At 56.1% G+C, this 23474-nt stretch carries 17 protein-coding genes; 11 read left to right on the top strand and 6 right to left on the bottom strand.

The annotated features are described in order from the left end of the window. Nucleotides 1–21 precede the first annotated feature (21 nt). Nucleotides 22–252 carry a cold shock-like protein CspD gene (gene cspD / locus BWI76_RS09605; protein ID WP_004100627.1) on the bottom strand — a complete coding sequence of 77 codons (231 nt, stop codon included), beginning with the start codon at nt 250–252 and terminating at the stop codon, nt 22–24. Between the two features lie 324 nt (nt 253–576). On the opposite strand from cspD, the gene clpS reads away from it, so the two are divergent. Continuing rightward, complete coding sequence (clpS, locus tag BWI76_RS09610) at nt 577–894, top strand: ATP-dependent Clp protease adapter ClpS (RefSeq protein WP_004130898.1); 318 nt, start codon at nt 577–579, stop codon at nt 892–894. Nucleotides 895–924: 30 nt separating this feature from the next. After that, the gene (clpA, locus tag BWI76_RS09615; RefSeq protein ID WP_032711149.1) at nt 925–3207 is read left to right on the top strand and encodes an ATP-dependent Clp protease ATP-binding subunit ClpA; all 2283 of its coding nucleotides are present in this window, start codon (nt 925–927) and stop codon (nt 3205–3207) included. Between the two features lie 138 nt (nt 3208–3345). On the opposite strand, the gene infA is transcribed toward clpA, so the two are convergent. The 5 genes from infA to trxB form a co-directional block, all read right to left on the bottom strand. After that, nucleotides 3346–3564, bottom strand: coding sequence for a translation initiation factor IF-1 (infA, locus tag BWI76_RS09620; RefSeq protein ID WP_002211347.1), 219 nt, complete (start codon nt 3562–3564; stop codon nt 3346–3348). A 279-nt stretch (nt 3565–3843) separates the two neighbouring features. Continuing rightward, a complete protein-coding gene (gene aat / locus BWI76_RS09630) occupies nt 3844–4548 on the bottom strand; it encodes a leucyl/phenylalanyl-tRNA--protein transferase (RefSeq protein ID WP_024360089.1) in 705 nt (234 codons plus the stop codon). A 38-nt stretch (nt 4549–4586) separates the two neighbouring features. Beyond that, nucleotides 4587–6308: a heme ABC transporter ATP-binding protein/permease CydC gene (gene cydC / locus BWI76_RS09635; protein WP_024360088.1), complete on the bottom strand. Its 1722-nt coding sequence runs from the start codon at nt 6306–6308 to the stop codon at nt 4587–4589. After that, complete coding sequence (gene cydD, locus BWI76_RS09640) at nt 6309–8075, bottom strand: heme ABC transporter permease/ATP-binding protein CydD (RefSeq protein WP_064371664.1); 1767 nt, start codon at nt 8073–8075, stop codon at nt 6309–6311. 114 nt (nt 8076–8189) lie between these two features. Then, a complete protein-coding gene (trxB, locus tag BWI76_RS09645; RefSeq protein WP_004871710.1) occupies nt 8190–9158 on the bottom strand; it encodes a thioredoxin-disulfide reductase in 969 nt (322 codons plus the stop codon). A 531-nt stretch (nt 9159–9689) separates the two neighbouring features. Between trxB and lrp the strand changes: the two genes are divergently transcribed. The 9 genes from lrp (at nt 9690) to BWI76_RS09695 (ending at nt 23461) form a co-directional block, all read left to right on the top strand. Next, a complete protein-coding gene (gene lrp, locus BWI76_RS09655) occupies nt 9690–10184 on the top strand; it encodes a leucine-responsive transcriptional regulator Lrp (RefSeq protein ID WP_002439523.1) in 495 nt (164 codons plus the stop codon). A gap of 135 nt (nt 10185–10319) precedes the next feature. Further along, complete coding sequence (gene ftsK / locus BWI76_RS09660) at nt 10320–14438, top strand: DNA translocase FtsK (protein ID WP_004871707.1); 4119 nt, start codon at nt 10320–10322, stop codon at nt 14436–14438. A gap of 121 nt (nt 14439–14559) precedes the next feature. After that, nucleotides 14560–15171, top strand: a complete 612-nt coding sequence (lolA, locus tag BWI76_RS09665; protein ID WP_004130911.1) for an outer membrane lipoprotein chaperone LolA — start codon at nt 14560–14562, stop codon at nt 15169–15171. Between the two features lie 8 nt (nt 15172–15179). Then, nucleotides 15180–16523, top strand: a complete 1344-nt coding sequence (gene rarA / locus BWI76_RS09670) for a replication-associated recombination protein RarA (protein ID WP_004871703.1) — start codon at nt 15180–15182, stop codon at nt 16521–16523. Nucleotides 16524–16613: 90 nt separating this feature from the next. Next, on the top strand, nt 16614–17906 hold the full coding sequence (gene serS / locus BWI76_RS09675; RefSeq protein ID WP_004871699.1) for a serine--tRNA ligase: 1293 nt from the start codon (nt 16614–16616) through the stop codon (nt 17904–17906). Nucleotides 17907–18106: 200 nt separating this feature from the next. Continuing rightward, nucleotides 18107–20545: a dimethylsulfoxide reductase subunit A gene (gene dmsA / locus BWI76_RS09680; protein ID WP_024360085.1), complete on the top strand. Its 2439-nt coding sequence runs from the start codon at nt 18107–18109 to the stop codon at nt 20543–20545. 10 nt (nt 20546–20555) lie between these two features. Beyond that, nucleotides 20556–21173 carry a DMSO/selenate family reductase complex B subunit gene (locus BWI76_RS09685; protein WP_004871693.1) on the top strand — a complete coding sequence of 206 codons (618 nt, stop codon included), beginning with the start codon at nt 20556–20558 and terminating at the stop codon, nt 21171–21173. Between the two features lies 1 nt (nt 21174). Further along, complete coding sequence (locus tag BWI76_RS09690; RefSeq protein ID WP_004871691.1) at nt 21175–22038, top strand: dimethyl sulfoxide reductase anchor subunit family protein; 864 nt, start codon at nt 21175–21177, stop codon at nt 22036–22038. 274 nt (nt 22039–22312) lie between these two features. Then, on the top strand, nt 22313–23461 hold the full coding sequence (locus BWI76_RS09695) for an MFS transporter (protein WP_004871688.1): 1149 nt from the start codon (nt 22313–22315) through the stop codon (nt 23459–23461). Nucleotides 23462–23474: the final 13 nt, after the last annotated feature.

The raw sequence follows: 23474 nt of genomic DNA on the forward strand, positions 1-23474 counted from the left end.
GTACACAATGAAGCAAAAGAGTTATGCGGCTGTTTCTGTTTCTTCAGCTTCAACAGGGACAATCACGCTGGCGTGGTTACCTTTTGGCCCCTGGTGAACATCAAACCGAACCGCTTGTCCGGCTTTTAGCGTTCTGTAACCATCCATCTGGATGGTCGAGTAATGGGCGAAAATGTCTTCGCCGCCGCCCTCAGGGCAGATAAAACCGAACCCTTTGGCATTGTTGAACCACTTAACAGTACCCATTTCCATACTTCGACATCCTTCGTAAATCTTATAAGTAAGATGGAATGAACCGGTAGTGGAGTGACGAGTTGTTCATTTGCTCGCCAACTCTCGCCACTACAATTTAGAGAAATCAGGAAATGCGTCAAGCGATTGACGCTGGGGGACGGTGAAAAATGCGTCAAAATTTGAAGCAGTTAACGCTATTGCCGGGGAATGTGACAGACATCGCGGATGGAAGTAATAGATGATAATTATCTATGATCTATTGTAGATTTGTGATGTGCATAGCCTCTGGTCATCGACAGGCCACCGCCTGTTGGCAACAGCAACCGATGATGAACACTGACGATGAGTAAGAGAGACTGGTTGGACTTCGATCAGCTAGTAGAGGACGAAGTTAAGGATGCGCTTAAACCGCCATCTATGTATAAAGTGATATTAGTCAATGATGACTACACTCCAATGGAGTTTGTTATTGACGTGTTACAAAAATTCTTTTCTTATGATGTTGAACGTGCAACGCAACTGATGCTGACGGTTCACTATCAAGGTAAAGCGATTTGCGGGGTCTTTACCGCCGAAGTCGCGGAAACCAAAGTATCGATGGTGAACCAGTACGCGAGGGAGAACGAACATCCGTTGTTGTGTACGCTAGAAAAAGCCTGAATGCAGGCAATAAACTTGGGGGAGGTGCCTATGCTCAATCAAGAACTGGAACTCAGTTTAAACATGGCTTTCGCCAGAGCGCGCGAGCACCGTCATGAGTTCATGACCGTCGAGCACTTGTTGCTGGCGCTGCTTAGCAACCCTTCGGCCCGCGAAGCGCTTGAAGCGTGTTCAGTGGACTTGGTCGCGCTGCGTCAGGAGCTTGAAGCCTTCATCGAACAGACCACACCCGTACTGCCTGCAACGGAAGAAGAGCGCGATACTCAGCCGACGCTGAGCTTCCAGCGCGTACTGCAGCGTGCCGTTTTCCACGTCCAGTCTTCCGGCCGCAGCGAAGTGACCGGCGCCAACGTTCTGGTCGCGATTTTTAGCGAGCAGGAGTCTCAGGCGGCCTATCTGCTGCGTAAACATGAAGTCAGCCGACTTGATGTGGTGAATTTCATCTCTCATGGTACGCGTAAAGACGAGCCGAGCCAGTCTTCCGATAACAGCGGAAGCCAGCCAGGCAGCAGCGAAGAGCAAGCAGGCGGGGAGGATCGTATGGAAAACTTCACCACCAACCTCAACCAGCTTGCCCGCGTAGGCGGTATCGATCCGCTGATCGGCCGCGAGAAAGAGCTGGAACGCGCTATTCAGGTTCTGTGCCGCCGTCGCAAGAACAACCCGCTGCTGGTAGGGGAATCCGGCGTCGGTAAAACCGCTATTGCTGAAGGTCTTGCCTGGCGTATCGTGCAGGGCGACGTGCCGGAAGTGATGGCAGATTGCACTATCTATTCGCTGGATATCGGCTCGCTGCTGGCAGGCACCAAATACCGCGGCGATTTTGAAAAACGCTTCAAAGCGCTGCTCAAGCAGCTGGAGCAGGACACCAACAGTATTCTGTTCATTGATGAAATCCACACCATCATCGGTGCGGGCGCGGCTTCCGGCGGGCAGGTCGATGCCGCTAACCTGATTAAACCGCTGCTTTCCAGCGGTAAGATCCGGGTAATTGGTTCGACAACCTACCAAGAATTCAGCAACATCTTTGAAAAAGATCGTGCCCTGGCGCGTCGTTTCCAGAAAATTGATATCACCGAACCTTCCGTGGAAGAGACGGTGCAGATTATTAACGGCCTGAAGCCGAAGTATGAAGCGCACCACGATGTCCGTTACACCGCGAAGGCGGTACGTGCGGCGGTGGAACTGGCGGTGAAATACATTAACGATCGTCATCTGCCGGATAAGGCGATTGACGTGATTGACGAAGCCGGAGCGCGTGCGCGCTTGATGCCGGTGAGCAAACGTAAGAAAACGGTTAACGTGGCGGATATTGAGTCCGTGGTGGCGCGGATTGCGCGCATTCCTGAGAAGAGCGTTTCCCGCAGCGATCGCGATACGCTGAAAAACCTCGGCGATCGCCTGAAAATGCTGGTCTTTGGCCAGGATAAGGCGATTGAGGCCTTAACCGAAGCGATCAAGATGGCGCGCGCCGGGCTTGGCCATGAGCACAAACCCGTGGGTTCTTTCCTGTTCGCCGGACCTACCGGGGTGGGTAAAACCGAGGTCACCGTGCAGCTGGCGAAGTCGCTGGGCATTGAGCTGCTGCGTTTTGATATGTCCGAATATATGGAACGTCATACCGTCAGCCGCTTAATCGGCGCGCCTCCGGGCTACGTCGGTTTCGATCAGGGCGGGCTGCTGACCGATGCGGTTATCAAGCATCCGCACGCGGTGCTGCTGCTGGATGAAATTGAAAAAGCGCATCCGGACGTCTTTAACCTGCTGTTGCAGGTGATGGATAACGGGACGCTGACCGATAACAACGGCCGCAAAGCGGATTTCCGCAACGTGGTGCTGGTGATGACCACCAACGCCGGGGTGCGTGAAACCGAGCGTAAATCCATTGGCCTTATCCATCAGGACAACAGTCCGGATGCGATGGATGAGATCAAAAAGATCTTTACGCCGGAATTCCGTAACCGTCTCGACAACATTATCTGGTTCGATCACCTGTCTACGACGGTTATCCATCAGGTGGTGGATAAATTTATCGTCGAGCTGCAGGTTCAGCTGGATCAGAAAGGCGTCTCTTTGGAAGTGAGCCAGGAAGCCCGCGATTGGCTGGCCGAGAAAGGCTACGACCGGGCCATGGGCGCACGTCCGATGGCACGGGTAATTCAGGACAACCTGAAAAAACCGCTGGCCAACGAGCTGCTGTTTGGCTTACTGGTTGACGGCGGCCAGGTGACTGTGGAACTGGATAAAGAGAAAAACGCGCTGACCTACGACTTCCAGAGTGCGCAGAAGCACAAACCGGAAGCGGCGCATTAAGTTTCTGGTACTCAATGACAAAACCGGCCTTAGGGCCGGTTTTTTTATCTGCGCGCTTTAAGTTGTCAATGATGTAGAAATGAAAAGACCGGGAATTATCCCGGCCTTCAGCATCTGGCGCGTTAAGCGCGAAAACGATCAGCGACTACGGAAGACAATGCGGCCTTTGCTCAGGTCGTACGGGGTCAGCTCAACAGTCACTTTGTCGCCCGTCAGAATGCGGATGTAGTTTTTACGCATTTTACCGGAAATATGCGCAGTTACCACGTGACCGTTTTCCAGTTCTACGCGGAACATAGTGTTAGGCAGCGTATCAAGTACGGTGCCCTGCATTTCAATATTGTCTTCTTTGGCCATCTAGTCCTCTGGGGTATCACTACCGTAGTTTTGAACCGGCAAGATAATGCCGAAGTTCAGCAAGTATGTAAAGTTTTACGTCAAATCGCCGAAGTAGTTTTGGCGCATTACCCGTAATTCACGCGGATAAACCGGGTGACAGGCGCAAACGTAAAGGGGGAGTGACAGAACAATGGGTGTTATCTGACTCTTATTATTCCCAAACGGCGGCGGGGCAACGGGCAGAAGCTACTCTACCGCGCAATTATAACATCCCAACAAAAAATGTGCTGAAAACATTTACGCTTCTCCTGCAAATAGCACCCTCGGTACCCAGAATCGTTCCGGTAGACGATAAGTCCGCAGCACGGAGAGATAGTCGAGATAATCCCGGCGAGCAATTTCCACTGCGCCCAGCGATGCCGTATGCTTATTCAGCACCTGACAATCGATTAATTTTCCGCCATCCTGTGAAAATACCTGGCTAAAGATCAGCAGCGCGGTTTTAGAGGCGTTTTCGGCACGGCTGAACATCGACTCTCCGCAAAACAGCGCGCCCTGCGCGACGCCGTACATTCCACCGACTAAAGCATCTCCCTGCCACACTTCAATAGAATGCGCATGTCCCAGCTCGTGCAGCTGATGGTAGGCCTGAACGATTCCTGCCGTTATCCATGTGCCCTCATCGCGATGGTCGGCACAGCCCTCGATAACCTGACCGAAGGCGTGATTCAGCGTCACACGATAGGGCGAGCGCTGATGGAAGCGCTTCATGCTGCGGCTGAGATGGAATTTCTCCGGCCACAGTACCGCTCGCGGATCGGGAGACCACCATAAAATAGGATCGCCGGGTGAAAACCACGGAAAAATACCGCGCTGATAGGCCATCAGTAGCCGCGCCGGGCTAAGATCGCCGCCCAGCGCCAACAGGCCATTAGGTTCACGTAAAGCGCCTTCCGGGGAGGGGAAGGCGATGGAATGATGAGAGAGCTGAACCAGCCGCATTTTTACCTCAACGCATCAGGCAATGATTCAATAGTAGCCTACAGGCGCTGCTTAAACTGGTAGTAACGCCCCTGTTCAGCCAGCAGTTCTGCGTGACTACCTTGCTCAATAATCTTCCCGTTGTCCATGACTATTATCTGATTAAAACGCGCCAGTCCGCGCAGACGATGGGTCACCATTAATACGGTTTTTTCACGCATCACTTCTGCGAGTAAATCAAGGATTTGGCTTTCAGTCGTCGCATCGAGGCCTTCAGTAGGCTCATCAAGCAGCATGAGCGGCGCGTCGTGGAGCAGGGCGCGGGCGATAGCCAGTCTGCGCAGTTCGCCGCCGGAGAGCTGACGGCCGCCTTCGCCCAGCCAGCTATTCAGGCCGCTATCGTCCAGTAATTTTGCTAAACCGACGCGCTCAAGCGTTTCGGCAAGCCGGGCGTCGCTGGCGTTCGGGGAAGCCAGCAGCAGGTTATCGCGCAGCGTGGCGCTGAACAGGTGCACGCGCTGCGGCACGACGCTCATCGCCTGACGCAGCGTTGCCTCGTTAAGCTGCGCCAGTGGCTCACCGTTGAGTAATATTTCACCTTCCGCCGGATCCCATGCCCGGGTCAGCAGCTGCAACAGGGTTGATTTACCGCAGCCTGTGCGCCCCAGAATGGCGATATGCTCCCCGGCCTTGACCTGCAATGAAATTTTCTCCAGCGCAGGGGAGGGCTGCTGAGGATAGCTGAAGCTAACCTGATTTAAGTTCAACGCGACGCGCTCCAGCTTCCGCTCTTCGCCCTGAGTGAAGGAGACTTCCGGCTCTTGCTCGGTTATTTGCGTGATGCGTTTTGCAGAAGCGATCACCTGCCCGAGATGCTGAAATGCGCCGGTAACCGGCGCCAGCGCTTCGAACGCCGCCAGCGCGCAAAAAACAAACAGCGCAATCAGCGCCCCTGGCTGAGTATCGCCGCCAACCCCCGCGGAGGCGAGCCACAGCATAGCAATAACTGCAATACCGCCAATCAGTAGCATCAGCGCCTGAGAGAGGGCGGTCAGTTCCGCCTGGCGACGTTGTGCATCCAGCCAATGCGCTTCCGTTTTTTCCATTTGCCGCCGGTAGCGATCGCTGGCGTTGAACAGCATCAGCTCCGCCTGTCCCTGCAGCCAGGAGGTCAACTGCTGGCGATACTGCCCGCGAAGCCGGGTCATGCTTTCACCAGCGGGTTTGCCGGCGCGATAGAACAGCGGCGGCATCACCAGCAGGGTGAGCAGCATAATACCGCCGAGGGTCAGGGCCAGCGTGACGTCCAGCACGCTCAGCCCCACGGTGACGACCAGGATCACCACCAGCGCCCCTACCAGCGGCGATATAACGCGCAGATAGAGATGATCCAGGGTATCGACATCGGCAACCACCCGGTTGAGCAGCTCGCCCTGACGAAAACGCGCCAGCCCGGCTGGGGAGAGCGGCAGCAGCTTGCTGAAGGTAAAGACCCGCAGGTGCTGCAGGACGCGGAAGGTGGCATCATGGCTAACCAGACGCTCAAAGTAGCGGCCTGCGGTGCGAATAATCGCCGCGCCGCGTACGCCGGCGGCAGGCAGCATATAGTTAAAGCTGTAGATGCCCGCTACGCCAACCACGGCGGATGCCGACAGGAACCAGCCCGACAGCGTTAATAGGCCAATACTGGCCAGCAGCGTCACGATCGCCAGCACGATTCCGAGCAGCAACAGCCATTTGTGTCGTTTGTAGAGCGCCAGGTAAGGCCACAACGCGCGCATTTAAATCTCCTCCTGACGATGGGCGAGTAGGGTCGCGAACGGGCCGCCTGCGGCCGCCAGCTGCGAATAACTGCCTTGCTCAACAATTTGACCATCCTGCATAACCCAGACGGCATCCCAGTTTGCCAGGCCTTCCAACTGGTGGGTAACCATTAGCGTGGTTTGCTGCGTTGACGCATTGGTCAGCGCCTGCATCACCCGCTGTTCGCTATGCGCGTCAAGGCTGGCCGCTGGCTCGTCCAATAGCAGCAGACGACAGGGCACCAGCAGCGCCCGGGCGACGGCGACGCGCTGGGCCTGCCCGACCGACAGATGACCGGCCTGATCGCCAACAGGGGTATTGATACCCTGCGGCAGAAGGGAGAGGAACTCGCTGACCCAGGCTTTATCCAGCGCAAGCTGCAGCTGGGCTTCAGTAGCATCAGGGCAGGAGAGCAGGACGTTTTCGCGCAGCGTCGCCGCGGGCAGCTGCGGATTTTGCCCAACCCAGCTCAGGAGACGGCGCCAGCGGTCGGCGTCCAGGCTCTTTAACTCAACGCCATTGACCCTGAGAGAGCCATCATAAGGAAGAAAACCGGTTAACGTATTCAGCAGCGAGCTCTTGCCCGAGCCGCTTTGCCCAACCAGCACCACACGTTCCCCGGCGCGTAAGGAAAAACTCAGCGGCCCGGCCAGCACTTTTCCTTCGGGAGACTTAATTAGCAGGTCGCGAGCTTCAATACTTATCATTTCATTATCGCTTAATGCCTTTTCTCCACGCTCTGCCTGCGCCAGCGGCGTTTCCATAAAGGTCTTCAGGCTATCAGCGGCGCCAATAGCCTGCGCTTTAGCATGATAAAAGGTACCTAAATCGCGCAGCGGTTGGAAAAACTCGGGGGCCAGAATTAGAGCGAGGAAACCGGACATCAACGTCACCCCGGCGCCGTAATGGCCAAAGTTGAGTTCTCCCAAATAGGAGAAGCCAAAGTAAACGGCGACCAGCGCAATAGAGAGCGAGGTGAAAAATTCCAGGACCCCGGAGGAGAGAAACGCCAGGCGCAGCACTTCCATGGTCCGCTGGCGGAAATCCTGCGAGGCTTCGCGTATGTTGTCGGTCTCTGCTTCACCGCGATGAAAAATTCGCAGCGTTTCCATACCGCGCAGACGATCGAGAAAATGGCCGCTTAACCGCGCCAGAGCGAGAAAGTTGCGTCGGTTGGCATCGGCCGCGCCCATCCCAACCAGCGCCATAAACAGCGGAATAAGCGGGGCGGTGCCCAGCAAAATAAGCGCGGCAGCCCAGTTGACCGGGAAAATAGTGATGACAATCAGCAAAGGGATAGAGGCCGCCAGCGTCATCTGCGGCAAATAGCGAGCATAGTAATCATGCATATCGTCGATCTGCTCAAGGATCAGCGTGGCCCAGCTACCGGCGGGTTTCCCCTGTATCCAGGCCGGCCCCGCCTGCTGTAAGCGATCCAGAACCTGACGGCGGATCTCCAGGCGGATATGTTGACCTGCCTGAAAACCCACTCTTTCACGCAGCCAGATCACCCAGGCGCGAAGCACGAAGACCAGCACCAGTAACGTAAAGGGCAGCAGCAGCGCCGTCGCGGGGATATTTTCCATAATCATGCGGTGAAGGATCCTCGCCAGGAACCAGGCCTGAGCAACGATCAACAGGCCGCTAACGACGCCCAATACACGGGAAATCATCAACCAGCGACGGGAGATAATGCTTTGATCTTTTAACCAACGGGTTAACTCTTGTTGACGGGTTTTATTCATTGCGCGCTTAGCAGGTGTAGTTATGAGTTTTTTGGGCACGGCAATGTTACAACGGGGCAAAAATAAAGGCGACTTTTCGTCGCCTTCTTTACCTTTGTTACTGACTTGTAAAGATTATTTGCAAGCGTCGGCTAAACCATCCAGATAACGCTCTGCGTCCAGCGCCGCCATGCAGCCTGTACCGGCAGAAGTAATCGCCTGACGATAGATATGATCCATCACGTCGCCGGCGGCGAAAACGCCCGGAACGCTGGTCTGGGTGGCGTTGCCGTGGATGCCGGACTGAACTTTAATGTAGCCGTTTTCCAGCTCCAGCTGACCGGCGAAAATTGCCGTGTTCGGGCTGTGGCCGATTGCCACGAATAGCCCCGCAACTTCGAGGGATTCCACGTTGTCAGCATTTTGCGTATCGCGCAGACGCAACCCGCTCACACCCATCTGGTCGCCGGTCACTTCTTCCAGCGTACGGTGGGTGTGCAGCACGATGTTACCGCTCTCCACTTTGTCCATCAGGCGTTTGATAAGGATCTTTTCCGCGCGGAAGCTATCACGACGGTGGATCAAATGGACTTCGGAAGCGATGTTAGACAGGTACAGCGCCTCTTCTACAGCCGTATTGCCGCCGCCGATCACCGCGACCTTCTGGTTACGATAGAAGAAACCGTCGCAGGTCGCGCAGGCAGAAACGCCGCGGCCTTTAAACGCGTCTTCCGATGGCAGACCCAGATAGCGCGCTGATGCGCCGGTAGCGATAATCAGGGCATCGCAAGTGTACTCACCGCTGTCGCCAACCAGGCGGAACGGACGGTTTTGCAGATCGACGCTGTTGATATGATCGAAAATAATTTCGGTTTCAAACTTGGTGGCATGTTCGTGCATGCGCTCCATCAGCAGCGGTCCGGTCAGATCGTTAGGATCGCCTGGCCAGTTTTCCACTTCAGTGGTGGTGGTCAGCTGACCGCCTTTTTCCATTCCGGTAATCAGTACCGGCTGCAGATTTGCGCGCGCTGCGTAGACCGCAGCGGTGTATCCCGCAGGTCCAGAACCAAGAATAAGCAGTTTACTGTGTTTGGCCGTGCCCATGAGATCCTCATAATTTATTGGCATACATGAGCTGGATTGTAGGGAATTTGTTGACGTAAAAAAAGAGCGCGGCGGTTTTGTTAACGATATGTGCAATAGAAGATGCCGATTAATTGGCGATTTAACGAACGAAGAATATAACTAATTCTACTGTTAGCGGGACAATTATAAGAGGAAAACATGAGAATCAACCGGGGAGGATAATGAATATCTGGCATCTTGTACTAAAAATCGATGTTTTGCTTTGACAATCCCCTGTGCTTTTGCGAAAACATTCATGGAAGAAGAAAAGCAGTGTTTGGCGTGTGGCGAATTTTCATGCACGCAAATGCCATTTTTATCCGGGTTAGCGAAATCTACGCATGGTGTGGACAGACGCCATGCGTGATGTCGGTGGCTGCCGTCAGGCAACGGGCTTCTCACGTACCCCTGGGTTACCCAACGTCGTACGGGTGATAACAGGATGGACTCTGGCAGTGAAGGCTCAGAGTCGGAACAGGAGTAGGGAAGGAATACAGAGAGACAATAATAATGGTAGATAGCAAGAAGCGCCCTGGCAAAGATCTCGACCGCATTGATCGTAATATTTTGAATGAATTGCAAAAAGACGGGCGTATTTCCAACGTCGAGCTTTCTAAACGGGTGGGACTTTCTCCGACGCCTTGCCTTGAGCGCGTGCGTCGACTGGAAAGACAGGGTTTTATTCAGGGCTATACAGCGCTGCTCAACCCGCATTATCTGGATGCATCACTTCTGGTATTTGTTGAGATTACTCTGAATCGTGGCGCGCCGGATGTGTTTGAGCAATTTAACTCCGCTGTGCAAAAACTTGAAGAAATTCAAGAGTGTCATCTGGTTTCCGGGGATTTCGACTATCTGTTGAAAACTCGCGTGCCGGATATGTCAGCGTATCGTAAATTACTGGGCGAGACCTTGCTGCGCCTGCCGGGCGTAAATGACACCCGTACCTATGTGGTAATGGAAGAAGTCAAGCAAAGTAATCGTTTGGTAATCAAGACGCGCTAACACGGAACAGGTGCAAAATCGATGTAGTTTGATTACACTCCTGTTAATCCATACAGCAACAGTGCCGGGGAGACCCGGCACTGTTGTCCGTTTTAGCCGAAGGCAGGAAACAGCCTGATACCTGGAGAGCCTTTCTTGAGCCAGGAATACACCGAAGACAAAGAAGTCAAATTCACAAAGCTAAGTAGCGGGCGCCGACTCCTTGAGGCGTTACTCATTCTTTGCTCCCTTTTTGCCATCTGGTTGATGGCGGCCTTACTCAGCTTTAATCCCTCGGATCCTAGCTGGTCACAAACGGCGTGGCATGAGCCTATTCACAACTTAGGCGGGACGCCGGGAGCCTGGCTCGCCGATACGCTATTTTTTATTTTTGGCGTAATGGCCTATACCATTCCGGTCATCATTATCGGCGGCTGCTGGTTTGCCTGGCGTCATCAGGAAAACGACGAGTACATCGACTATTTCGCCGTCTCGCTGCGTTTGATTGGCGCGCTGGCGCTGATCCTCACGTCCTGCGGTCTGGCGGCGATTAACGCGGATGATATCTGGTACTTCGCTTCGGGCGGGGTGATCGGCAGCCTACTGAGCACGACCCTGCAACCGCTGCTGCACAGCAGCGGCGGTACAATCGCGCTGCTCTGCATCTGGGCGGCAGGACTGACGCTGTTTACCGGCTGGTCCTGGGTTAGCATTGCTGAAAAACTCGGCGGCGCGATCCTTTCTATTCTCACTTTCGCCAGCAACCGTACCCGTCGTGACGACACCTGGGTCGATGAAGGGGAATATGAAGAAGATGAAGAAGAATATGAAGACGATGAATCCACTAAACCGCAAGGTTCTCGTCGGGCGCGGATTCTACGCAGCGCCTTAGCACGCCGCCAGCGCCTGGCTGAGAAGTTTGCCAATCCGCTGGGGCGTAAGACCGATGCCGCGTTGTTCTCCGGTAAACGGATGGACGACGCCGAGGGCGAGGTTCAGTACAGCGCCAGCGGCGCGCCTGTTGCCGCAGACGATGTGCTTTTTTCTGGTTCTAGCGCAGCGCGTCCGGCGAACGCCGATGATGTTCTGTTCTCCGGAGCCAGCGCGGCGCGCCCCGGCGATTTTGACCCCTACGATCCTCTGTTGAACGGGCATAGCATTGCCGATCCGGTGGCTTTGGCCGCGCAGGATACCGCGGCGCCGCAGGCATGGTCTGAACCGCTGCCTGGGTATGACGCTCAGCCAGTTTATCAGCCTGCTCCGGCTTACCCGCCGCAGTACGCGTCTCAGCCGGAGCAGGCTCCTGTTCAGCAGCCTGCTTATCAGCCTGAACCAGCTTACCCGCCGCAGCAGGCCTATCAACCGGCGCAGGCCCCTGTTCAGCAGCCTGCTTATCAGCCTGAAGCGGCTTACCCGCCGCAGCATGCCTATCAGCCGGAGCAGGCTCCTGTTCAGCCGCCTGCTTATCAGCCTGAAGCGGCCTACCCGCCGCAGCAGGCCTATCAGCCGGCGCAGGCACCTGTTCAGCCGCCTGCTTATCAGCCTGAACCGGCCTACCCGCCGCAGCAGGCCTATCAGCCGGCGCAGGCCCCTGTTCAGCCGCCTGCTTATCAGCCAGAACCGGCTTACCCGCCGCAGCAGGCCTATCAGCCAGCGCAGGCTCCAGTTCAGCAGCCCGCTTATCAGCCTGAACCAGCTTACCCGCCGCAGCAGGCCCCTATCCAGCAGCCTGAACCTTACGTTCCTGCTTCTGCCGTAGAGCCTGAGCCAGCAGAGGAAGTGAAACCACAGCGTCCGCCGATGTACTACTTCGAAGAAGTGGAAGAGAAACGCGCGCGTGAACGCGAGCAGCTTGCCGCGTGGTATCAGCCAATTCCAGAACCGGTCAGTCCAGTTGCGACAAAACCGATCTCGCCTCCGCCTGCTCCGGCGGCTGATGTTGCCGCGGTGAGCGCGCTGGCGGCCGGCGTCCATCAGGCCACCGGGGCAAGCGCCGCGGCGGCCTCCGTCGCATCCAGCGCCGCGCCGCTGTTTAGCCCGGCGTCTGGCGGCCCGCGTGCGCAGGTAAAAGAGGGCATAGGCCCGAAATTGCCTCGTCCAAATCGCGTTCGTGTTCCAACGCGACGTGAGCTGGCATCCTATGGCATTAAGCTGCCTTCGCAGCGGTTGGCTGAAGAACGCGCGCGTCAGGCAGAACATCAGCACTATGATGATGATGCGCTGACGGACGAGGAAGTTGCAGAGTTTGAGCAGGGCGAGCTGGCGCGTCAGTTCGCGGCTGCGCAAAATCAGCGCTATGGCGATAGCTACGCTGCGGAAGAGGATAATGTAGACGAGGATTCCGCCGCTGAAGCCGAACTTGCCCGTCAGTTTGCCGCTTCCCAGCAGCAGCGTTACGCCAGCGAGCAGCCGCCGGGATCGCATCCGTTCTCTGCGGCTGATTATGAATTCTCGCCAATGAAAACGTTAGTTGATGATACGCCGAGCGAGCCTGTCTTCACGCCGATGCCGGAAGTGCAGCAGCCTGCCCCGCAGCCGACCCAGCATTCGCAGCCCGTACAGCAGCCGATGCCGCACCAGCAGATGCATCAGCAGCCGCAAAGTGCGCAGCCTCAGGCCTATCAGCCAGTACAGCAGCAGCCGGTTCAACATCCGCAGATGCCACAGCAGGCTCCTGGCGGTTATCCGCAGCAGCAGGCTTCGCAGCAGCAGCAACCGATCCCGCAGCCGCAGGAAAGCCTGATTCACCCGCTGTTGATGCGCAATGGCGACAGTCGCCCGTTGCAGAAACCCACGACGCTGCTGCCTTCGCTTGATCTGCTCACGCCGCCGCCAGCTGAGGTTGAGCCGATCGATACCTTTGCCCTCGAGCAGATGGCGCGTTTGGTTGAAGCTCGTCTGGCCGATTTCCGCATTAAAGCCGACGTGGTGAACTACTCACCAGGCCCGGTCATCACCCGCTTTGAGCTAAACCTGGCTCCAGGGGTGAAAGCGGCGCGGATTTCCAACCTGTCGCGAGATCTGGCGCGTTCACTGTCCACGGCGGCGGTTCGTGTGGTGGAAGTTATTCCGGGTAAACCTTACGTTGGCCTGGAGTTGCCTAACAAAAGGCGCCAGACCGTTTACCTGCGCGAAGTGCTGGATAATGCGAAATTCCGCGACAATCCTTCACCGCTCACGGTGGTCCTCGGTAAAGACATCGCGGGCGAACCTGTGACCGCCGATCTGGCGAAGATGCCGCACCTGCTGGTGGCGGGTACCACCGGCTCCGGTAAGTCCGTTGGGGTCAACGCCATGATCCTCAGCATGCTCTACAAAGCGCAGCCGGAAGATGTGAAATTCATCATGATTGACCCGAAAATGCTCGAACTGTCGGTCTATGAGGGAATACCGCATCTGTTGACGGAAGTCGTGACGGATATGAAAGACGCGGCCAACGCTTTGCGCTGGAGCGTTAACGAGATGGAGCGCCGGTATAAACTCATGTCCGCGCTGGGCGTACGTAATCTCGCAGGCTATAACGAGAAGATTGCCGAAGCCGCGCGTATGGGACGACCCATTCCGGATCCTTACTGGAAGCCTGGCGACAGTATGGATGCGACGCATCCGGTGCTGAAAAAAGAGCCTTATATCGTGGTGCTGGTCGACGAATTTGCCGACCTGATGATGACCGTCGGCAAGAAAGTGGAAGAGCTGATCGCGCGTCTGGCGCAGAAAGCGCGCGCCGCGGGGATCCACCTGGTGCTGGCGACCCAGCGACCGTCGGTTGACGTTATCACCGGCCTGATTAAAGCCAACATCCCGACGCGTATCGCCTTTACCGTATCGAGTAAAATTGACTCGCGGACCATCCTTGACCAGGGCGGTGCGGAGTCTCTGTTGGGAATGGGCGATATGCTCTACTCCGCGCCTAACTCCACGATCCCGGTGCGCGTGCACGGCGCTTTTGTACGCGACGAGGAAGTTCACGCCGTCGTTCAGGACTGGAAGGCGCGCGGGCGTCCGCAGTATGTCGATGGCATCACCTCCGATAGCGAAAGCGAAGGCGGCGGCGGTGGCTACGAGGGCGGTGAAGAGCTCGATCCGCTGTTCGATCAGGCCGTCAACTTTGTGACGGAGAAACGCAAGGCTTCCATATCCGGGGTGCAGCGTCAGTTCCGTATTGGCTATAACCGCGCCGCGCGTATCATTGAGCAAATGGAAGCTCAGGGTATCGTGAGCGAGCAGGGTCATAACGGTAACCGTGAGGTGCTGGCTCCGCCGCCTTTTGAGTAACCGCAAAGTTGGGTAAATAAGTGAAAATCAGCCTGTTCTGCTGTTTAACCGCCGTTGGCCGTTCTACATTAGCAGCAGATCAGGCTCCCGCGTCGGGAGTGACGCACATTAAGGAATAACAATGAAAAAACTCGCAATCACCTGTGCATTACTGTCCAGTTTTGTCGTCAGTCAGGTATGGGCGGACGCTGCCAGCGATTTAAAAAGCCGCCTTGATAAAGTGAGCAGCTTCCACTCCAGCTTTACGCAGAAAGTGACGGACGGCAGCGGCAACGCCGTGCAGGACGGGCAGGGCGACCTGTGGGTCAAACGACCAAATCTGTTCAACTGGCATATGACCCAGCCGGATGAAAGCGTGCTGGTTTCCGACGGCAAAACGCTGTGGTTCTATAACCCGTTTGTTGAGCAGGCTACCGCCACCTGGCTGAAAGATGCGACCAGCAACACGCCGTTTATGCTGATTGCCCGCAATCAGGCCAGCGACTGGCAGAACTACAATATTAAGCAAAACGGCGATGATTTTGTTCTGACCCCGAAAAACGGTAGCGGTAATCTAAAGCAGTTCACCATTAACGTGGGTCGTGACGGCACGATTCATCAGTTCAGCGCCGTGGAACAGGACGATCAACGCAGCAGCTATCAGCTGAAGTCGCAACAAAATGGCGCCGTCGACGCATCTAAGTTCACCTTTACGCCGCCGCAAGGGGTTACGGTGGACGATCAACGTAAGTAGAGGCGAACGTGAGCAATCTGTCGCTCGATTTTTCCGACAACGCGTTTCAACCCCTGGCCGCACGCATGCGGCCAGAAAATTTAGCGCAGTACATTGGTCAGCAGCATCTGCTGGCGCCGGGTAAACCCTTACCGCGGGCGATTGAAGCCGGTCATCTGCACTCCATGATCCTTTGGGGGCCGCCGGGGACGGGGAAAACCACGTTGGCCGAGGTGATTGCGCGCTATGCCAGCGCCGACGTTGAACGTATTTCAGCGGTGACCTCCGGGGTGAAAGAGATCCGCGAGGCCATTGAACGCGCGCGACAAAACCGCAACGCGGGTCGCCGCACAATTCTGTTTGTCGATGAAGTTCACCGTTTCAATAAAAGCCAGCAGGATGCCTTTCTGCCGCATATCGAAGACGGAACCATCACCTTTATCGGCGCGACGACGGAAAACCCCTCCTTTGAACTCAATTCCGCACTGTTATCCCGCGCGCGCGTCTATCTGCTGAAATCGCTGACCAGCGACGACATCGAACAGGTGCTCAGCCAGGCGATGAGCGATAAAACGCGCGGCTACGGCGGGCAAAATATCGTTCTGCCGGACGAGACGCGCAAGGCCATCGCCGACCTGGTCAACGGTGACGCGCGGCGGGCGCTGAATACCCTGGAAATGATGGCCGATATGGCCGAGTCCGACGCCTCCGGCAATCGCGTGCTGAAAGTTGAGCTGCTGACCGAAATCGCCGGCGAGCGCAGCGCGCGTTTCGACAACAAAGGCGATCGTTTTTACGATTTAATCTCCGCGCTGCATAAATCGGTTCGCGGTAGCGCACCGGATGCCGCCCTCTACTGGTACGCGCGGATTATTACCGCCGGCGGCGATCCGCTCTACGTCGCGCGCCGTTGTCTGGCAATCGCGTCGGAAGATGTCGGTAATGCCGATCCGCGCGCGATGCAGGTTGCGATCTCCGCCTGGGATTGCTTTACTCGTGTCGGACCGGCGGAAGGCGAGCGGGCGATTGCCCAGGCCATTGTTTATCTTGCCTGCGCGCCGAAAAGCAACGCGGTCTATACCGCGTTTAAAGCGGCGATGGCCGATGCCCGCGAACGCCCCGATTACGACGTACCGGTACATTTACGCAATGCCCCAACGAAGCTAATGAAGGAGATGGGCTACGGGCAGGAGTATCGCTATGCTCATGATGAACCAAATGCCTATGCCGCTGGAGAGCAGTACTTCCCGCAGGAAATGGCGCAAACGCGCTATTATAAGCCGACAAACCGGGGGCTGGAGGGCAAAATAGGCGAAAAGCTCGCCTGGTTAACCGAACAGGATCAAAATAGCCCGATAAAACGCTACCGATAATTGAGGCGTTGCGGTAAGGTTGTCACACTATTTCCGTGGTCGCGCTCTGCGGCCATTTTTCTTTATTAATTCGATAAGCACAGGATAAGCATGCTCGATCCCAATCTGCTGCGTACCGAGCCAGACGCAGTCGCAGAAAAACTGGCACGCCGGGGCTTTAAGCTGGATGTAGATAAACTTCGCGCTCTGGAAGAGCGTCGTAAAGTTCTGCAGGTTCAAACTGAAAACCTGCAGGCGGAGCGCAACTCCCGATCGAAATCCATTGGCCAGGCGAAAGCGCGCGGGGAAGATATTGAGCCATTACGCCTGGAAGTGAACAAACTCGGCGAGCAGCTTGATGCCGCTAAGACCGAACTGGACGCGCTGCTGGCGGAAATCCGCGATATCGCGCTGACCATCCCTAATATTCCGCACGATGACGTTCCGGCCGGCCGCGACGAAAATGACAACGTTGAAGTCAGCCGCTGGGGTACGCCGCGCGAGTTTGATTTTGACGTTCGCGATCACGTGACGCTGGGCGAAATGCACGGGGGGCTGGATTTTGCCGCCGCCGTGAAGCTGACCGGTTCTCGCTTTGTGGTCATGAAGGGCCAACTGGCGCGTCTGCACCGCGCGCTGGCGCAGTTTATGCTGGATCTGCATACTGAACAGCACGGCTACAGCGAAAACTACGTCCCGTATCTGGTTAACCAGGACACGCTGTACGGTACCGGTCAGTTGCCAAAATTCGCCGGCGACCTGTTCCATACCCGTCCGCTGGAAGAAGAAGCTGACAGCAGCAACTACGCGCTGATCCCGACGGCGGAAGTCCCGCTGACCAACCTGGTGCGCGATGAGATCATCGACGAAGACGATCTGCCGATCAAAATGACCGCGCATACGCCGTGCTTCCGTTCTGAAGCCGGATCCTATGGCCGCGATACCCGCGGCTTGATCCGTATGCACCAGTTCGACAAAGTCGAAATGGTGCAGATTGTACGTCCGGAAGATTCCATGGCGGCGCTGGAAGAGATGACCGGCCACGCCGAGAAAGTGCTGCAGCTGCTGGGTCTGCCGTATCGTAAAGTGGCTCTGTGCACGGGCGATATGGGCTTTAGCGCATGCAAAACCTACGATCTGGAAGTGTGGGTACCGGCGCAGAATACCTATCGTGAGATCTCTTCCTGCTCTAACGTCTGGGATTTCCAGGCGCGTCGTATGCAGGCGCGCTGCCGCAGCAAGTCTGACAAGAAAACTCGCCTCGTACACACGCTGAACGGTTCTGGCCTGGCGGTTGGACGTACGCTCGTCGCGGTGATGGAAAACTATCAGCAGGCGGATGGTCGCATTGCGATCCCAGAAGTCCTGCGCCCGTATATGCGCGGCCTTGAGTTTATCGGCTGATTTTTCAACACTCTTCTCAAAAGCGCCTGCGGGCGCTTTTTTTTTACCCCCTTCTTGATACCGGGCAATAATCGACTTCGCGATTACGAAGATACTCCCTTTGGATTATCCAGCATAAAAAACTAATAAAGACTAATTTCGTTGTATCAATAACTATACAACGGCTTTAAGTTCATTGTGAGCAACCGAAGCGAGTATCTATGAAAATCAAAACCCCCGATGCTTTACTGGCTGCCGAGGTGAGCCGGCGTGGTTTAATGAAAACCACGGCGATTGGCGGGCTGGCGATGGCCAGCAGCGCTTTTACCTTACCCTTCACGCGCATTGCCCATGCCGCAGACAACCTCAACCCTGTCAGCGAAACGCTCACCTGGAGCGCCTGTACGGTGAACTGCGGAAGCCGCTGCCCGCTGCGGATGCATGTGGTTGATGGTGAGATTAAATATGTTGAAACAGACAATACCGGTGACGATAACTACGATGGCCTGCACCAGGTTCGCGCCTGTCTGCGCGGTCGCTCGATGCGTCGGCGCGTCTACAACCCGGATCGCCTGAAATATCCGATGAAGCGGGTGGGCAAACGCGGAGAGGGCAAATTCGAACGCATCAGCTGGGAAGAAGCGTTCGATACTATCGCCAGCAATATGCAGCGCCTGATAAAAGAGTACGGTAATGAGTCCATCTATCTGAACTACGGAACGGGAACCCTCGGCGGAACCCTGACTCGCTCATGGCCGCCGGGGAAAACCCTGATTGCCCGTCTGATGAACTGCTGCGGCGGTTACCTCAACCATTACGGTGACTACTCCACCGCTCAAATCGCCGCGGGACTGAACTACACCTACGGCGGCTGGGCCGATGGCAATAGCCCGTCGGATATCGAAAACAGCAAGCTGGTGGTGCTGTTTGGCAATAACCCGGGGGAAACCCGGATGAGCGGCGGCGGGGTGACCTACTACCTGGAACAAGCGCGGGAGAAATCCAACGCCAGACTGATTATTATCGATCCACGCTATACCGACACCGGTGCCGGACGCGAAGATGAGTGGATCCCTATCCGCCCCGGAACCGATGCCGCGCTGGTCTCGGCGCTGGCGTGGGTGATGATTAACGAGAATCTCGTAGACCAGCCTTTCCTCGACAAGTATTGCGTAGGCTATGACGAGAAAACGCTGCCGGAAGGCGCGCCGGCCAATGGTCACTATAAGGCCTATATTCTCGGTCAGGGCAAAGACGGTATCGCGAAGACCCCAGAGTGGGCGTCGACGATTACCGGCATTCCTCAGGCGCGTATCGTGCAGCTGGCGCGTGAAATCGCCGGCGCAAAACCTGCCTATATTTCTCAGGGATGGGGCCCGCAGCGCCATGCTAACGGCGAGCTGGTTTCCCGCGCGATTTCCATGCTGGCGATCTTAACCGGCAACGTTGGAATCAACGGCGGGAATACCGGCGCGCGTGAAGGCTCTTACTCGCTGCCGTTTGAGCGCATGCCGACGCTGGATAACCCGGTTGAAACAAGTATTTCCATGTTTATGTGGACCGATGCGATTGAGCGCGGAGCGGAAATGACCGCACTACGCGACGGCGTGCGTGGTAAAGATAAGCTCGACGTCCCCATCAAAATGGTCTGGAACTATGCCGGTAACTGCTTGATCAACCAGCATTCAGAAATCAACCGTACCCATGACATCCTCCAGGATGACAAAAAGTGCGAGATGATTGTGGTCATTGATTGCCATATGACCTCGTCTGCGAAATATGCCGATATTCTGCTGCCGGATTGTACCGCCTCGGAGCAGATGGATTTTGCCCTCGATGCTTCCTGCGGCAACATGTCCTACGTGATTTTTGCCGACCAGGCCATCAAACCGCGTTTTGAGTGCAAAACCATCTATGAGATGACTACCGAGCTGGCGAAGCGCATGGGCGTTGAGCAACGCTTCACCGAAGGCCGCACTCAGGAAGAGTGGCTGCGTCACCTCTATGAGCAATCCCGTAAAGCGATCCCGGCGCTGCCGCCGTTTGATGAATTCCGCAAGCAGGGGATCTTCAAACAGCGCGATCCGCAAGGCCACCACGTTGCCTATAAGGCTTTCCGTGAAGATCCTGCCGCCAATCCGTTAACGACCCCGTCAGGGAAAATTGAAATTTACTCTGCGCAGCTGGCGGAAATCGCGGCGACCTGGGAGCTGAAAGAAGAGGATGTTATCGACCCGCTGCCGATCTACAGCCCTGGGTTTGAAAATTATGACGATCCGCTGGCTAAAAAATATCCGCTGCAGCTGACCGGCTTTCACTACAAAGCCCGCACTCACTCCACCTACGGCAACGTTGACGTACTGAAAGCCGCGTGCCGTCAGGAGATGTGGATCAACCCACTTGATGCGCAGAAGCGCGGTATCGCCAATGGCGATCGGATCCGCATTTTTAACGATCGCGGTGAAGTGCATATCGAAGCCAAAGTGACCCCGCGAATGATACCGGGCGTGGTCGCGCTGGGTGAGGGGGCCTGGTATAACCCGGACGCCGGTCGCGTGGATCAGGCTGGCAGCATTAACGTGCTGACCACCCAACGCCCATCGCCGCTGGCGAAAGGCAATCCATCGCATACCAACCTCGTCCAGGTTGAAAAGCTGTAAGGAGTGACCGATGACAACTCAATATGGATTTTTTATTGATTCCGCCCGTTGCACCGGTTGCAAAACCTGCGAACTGGCATGCAAAGACTACAAAAACCTCACGCCGGAGGTGAGTTTCCGTCGTATCTACGAATACGCGGGCGGCGACTGGCAGGAAGATAACGGTGTCTGGCAGCAGAACGTGTTTGCCTATTACCTCTCTATCGCCTGCAACCATTGTGAAGATCCGGCCTGCACCAAAGTTTGCCCGAGCGGGGCGATGCATAAACGTGAAGATGGCTTTGTCGTTGTCGATGAGGATGTCTGTATCGGCTGTCGCTATTGCCATATGGCCTGCCCGTACGGCGCGCCGCAGTACAATGCGGCAAAAGGGCATATGACCAAATGCGACGGCTGCCACGAACGCGTCGCCGAGGGCAAAAAGCCGATTTGCGTGGAGTCCTGTCCGCTCCGCGCGCTTGATTTTGGCCCGATTGAAGAGCTGCGTAAAAAACACGGCCAGCTGGCTGCCGTTGCGCCGCTGCCTTCGGCCCACTTCACTAAACCAAGTATTGTGATTAAACCTAACGCCAACAGCCGACCGTGTGGAGATACCACCGGCTATCTGGCTAACCCGAAGGAGGTGTGAGATGGGGAGTGGATGGCATGAATGGCCGCTGATTATTTTCACGGTCTTTGGTCAGTGCGTGGTGGGCGGCTTTATTGTACTGGCTCTGGCGCTCATGAAAGGCGACTTATCGCGTGAACAGCAGCAGCGCGTGGTGTGGAGCATGTTTGGCCTGTGGGTGCTGATGGGCGTGGGCTTTATTGCCTCAACCCTGCATCTTGGGTCGCCCATGCGCGCGTTTAACTCGCTCAATCGCGTAGGGGCCTCGTCGCTCAGCAATGAAATCGCCAGCGGGGCGCTTTTCTTTGCTGTCGGCGGTATTGGCTGGCTGCTGGCGGTGGTCAATAAGCTACCGGCGGGACTGCGTCATCTCTGGCTGATTATTACCATGGTGCTGGGGGTTATCTTTGTCTGGATGATGGTCCGCGTCTATAACACTATTGATACGGTACCCACCTGGTATACGGTCTGGACGCCGCTGAGTTTCTTCCTGACGATGTTTATCGGCGGTCCGCTGCTGGGATATCTGCTGCTGCGCGTTGCGGACGTTACCGGCTGGGCGATGCGCCTGCTGCCGGCGGTGACCCTGCTGGCGCTGGTGATTAGCGCGATCGTGGGGCTAATGCAGGGAAGCGAGCTGGCGACAATCCATAGCTCCATCCAGCAAGCTTCCGTGCTGGTGCCGGACTACGGCTCGCTAATGGCCTGGCGTCTGGTTGCGCTGGCGTTGGCCCTGGTCTGCTGGATCGCTCCGCAGCTCAAAGGCTATCAGCCCGCATTGCCGATGCTGGGGCTGGCTTTTGTGCTAATGCTGGTCGGCGAGATGATCGGCCGCGGCGTCTTCTACGGCCTGCATATGACCGTAGGGATGGCAATCGCCAGCTAACCGCCCTTTATCGCGCCAGGATATTACTTTCTGGCGCGATAAAAAGTGCGGTCGATTCATGAAATATTTCTACCGATACTCCCACCTCATTTTCCTAATAAATTAATAAAAACAATGGAATAATATAAACAACTATTCTGTTGCCGATCCGCTGGATAAAAAACTTCTATCGTACGCCCGCAAACCGCGTCACGCCTGATTTCAGGTGGATTGACAATGTTTGCAGCAGTGGCATGATGCGCACGAAATCTGAACTCCATCACGGTTTATATCCATGACCATCTACACCCGGCCAGTGCAAATGTTGCTCTGTGGCCTGCTTCTGTTGACCCTGGCGATAGCGGTTTTAAATACGCTTGTCCCGCTTTGGCTCGCCCATGAAAATATGCCGACCTGGCAGGTCGGCATGGTAGGGTCGTCCTACTTTACCGGTAATCTGGTGGGGACATTGCTCGCCGGATGGGTGATTAAGCGTCTGGGTTTTAATCGTAGCTATTATCTGGCATCCATTATTTTTGCCGTGGGCTGCGTTGGGCTCGGCATTACGCTTGGCTTCTGGAGCTGGTTCAGCTGGCGCTTTATCGCGGGCGTCGGCTGCGCGATGATTTGGGTGGTGGTGGAGAGCGCGCTGGTCTGTAGCGGCACTTCGCGGAGCCGCGGTCGCCTGCTGGCGGCGTATATGATGATTTATTACGTTGGCACGGTGCTGGGCCAGTTAATGGTCAGCAAACTGCCGACGGATTTGATGAGCGTCCTGCCGTGGGTGACGGCGCTGGCTCTGGCGGCCATTCTGCCGCTGCTGTTTGCTCGCGTGGCGACTCGGGGCGATGAGCCGCACGAACCGGCGCGTATCTGGCCAATGTTAAGGCTGCGTCAGGCCCGTCACGGGGTCAATGGCTGCATTATTTCCGGTATCGTGCTCGGCTCGCTGTATGGCCTGATGCCGCTGTGGCTTAACCACCAGGGCGTCAGCGATTCCGGCATCGGCTTCTGGATGGCGGTGATGGTGAGCGCAGGCATCGTTGGGCAGTGGCCGATTGGTCGGCTCGCCGATCGCTACGGTCGCCTGCTGGTTCTACGCGTCCAGGTGTTTGTGGTGATTCTCGGCTGTCTGGCGATGTTAAGCCAGGCCGCAATGGCGCCTGCGCTGTTCGTGCTGGGCGCTTCCGGCTTCACGCTCTATCCGGTCGCTATGGCCTGGGCCTGTGAAAAAGTGGAGCGTCATCAGCTGGTGGCGATGAACCAGGCGCTGTTACTGAGCTATACCGTGGGCAGCCTGCTTGGGCCAACGCTGACCGCGATGCTGATGCAGAATTTCTCTGACAATCTGCTGTTTATCATGATAGCCAGCGTGTCCTTCATCTACCTGCTGACGCTGCTGCGCAAAGCGGGGCATCACCCTACGCCGGTTGCTCACGCCTGATTGTGGTCGAAAA

This window comes from Klebsiella sp. M5al (genome assembly GCF_002090195.1).
GTDB lineage: Bacteria > Pseudomonadota > Gammaproteobacteria > Enterobacterales > Enterobacteriaceae > Klebsiella > Klebsiella grimontii.

What these genes read in the sequence shown, in the direction of transcription:
- cydC (WP_024360088.1), bottom strand. Translation starts at nt 6,308, where the DNA reads ATGCGCGCGTTGTGGCCTTACCTGGCGCTCTACAAACGACACAAATGG.
- BWI76_RS09690 (WP_004871691.1), top strand. Translation starts at nt 21,175, where the DNA reads ATGGGGAGTGGATGGCATGAATGGCCGCTGATTATTTTCACGGTCTTT.
- infA (WP_002211347.1), bottom strand. Translation starts at nt 3,564, where the DNA reads ATGGCCAAAGAAGACAATATTGAAATGCAGGGCACCGTACTTGATACG.
- BWI76_RS09695 (WP_004871688.1), top strand. Translation starts at nt 22,313, where the DNA reads ATGACCATCTACACCCGGCCAGTGCAAATGTTGCTCTGTGGCCTGCTT.
- clpA (WP_032711149.1), top strand. Translation starts at nt 925, where the DNA reads ATGCTCAATCAAGAACTGGAACTCAGTTTAAACATGGCTTTCGCCAGA.
- lrp (WP_002439523.1), top strand. Translation starts at nt 9,690, where the DNA reads ATGGTAGATAGCAAGAAGCGCCCTGGCAAAGATCTCGACCGCATTGAT.
- dmsA (WP_024360085.1), top strand. Translation starts at nt 18,107, where the DNA reads ATGAAAATCAAAACCCCCGATGCTTTACTGGCTGCCGAGGTGAGCCGG.
- aat (WP_024360089.1), bottom strand. Translation starts at nt 4,548, where the DNA reads ATGCGGCTGGTTCAGCTCTCTCATCATTCCATCGCCTTCCCCTCCCCG.
- clpS (WP_004130898.1), top strand. Translation starts at nt 577, where the DNA reads ATGAGTAAGAGAGACTGGTTGGACTTCGATCAGCTAGTAGAGGACGAA.
- lolA (WP_004130911.1), top strand. Translation starts at nt 14,560, where the DNA reads ATGAAAAAACTCGCAATCACCTGTGCATTACTGTCCAGTTTTGTCGTC.
- trxB (WP_004871710.1), bottom strand. Translation starts at nt 9,158, where the DNA reads ATGGGCACGGCCAAACACAGTAAACTGCTTATTCTTGGTTCTGGACCT.
- cspD (WP_004100627.1), bottom strand. Translation starts at nt 252, where the DNA reads ATGGAAATGGGTACTGTTAAGTGGTTCAACAATGCCAAAGGGTTCGGT.
- serS (WP_004871699.1), top strand. Translation starts at nt 16,614, where the DNA reads ATGCTCGATCCCAATCTGCTGCGTACCGAGCCAGACGCAGTCGCAGAA.
- cydD (WP_064371664.1), bottom strand. Translation starts at nt 8,075, where the DNA reads ATGAATAAAACCCGTCAACAAGAGTTAACCCGTTGGTTAAAAGATCAA.
- BWI76_RS09685 (WP_004871693.1), top strand. Translation starts at nt 20,556, where the DNA reads ATGACAACTCAATATGGATTTTTTATTGATTCCGCCCGTTGCACCGGT.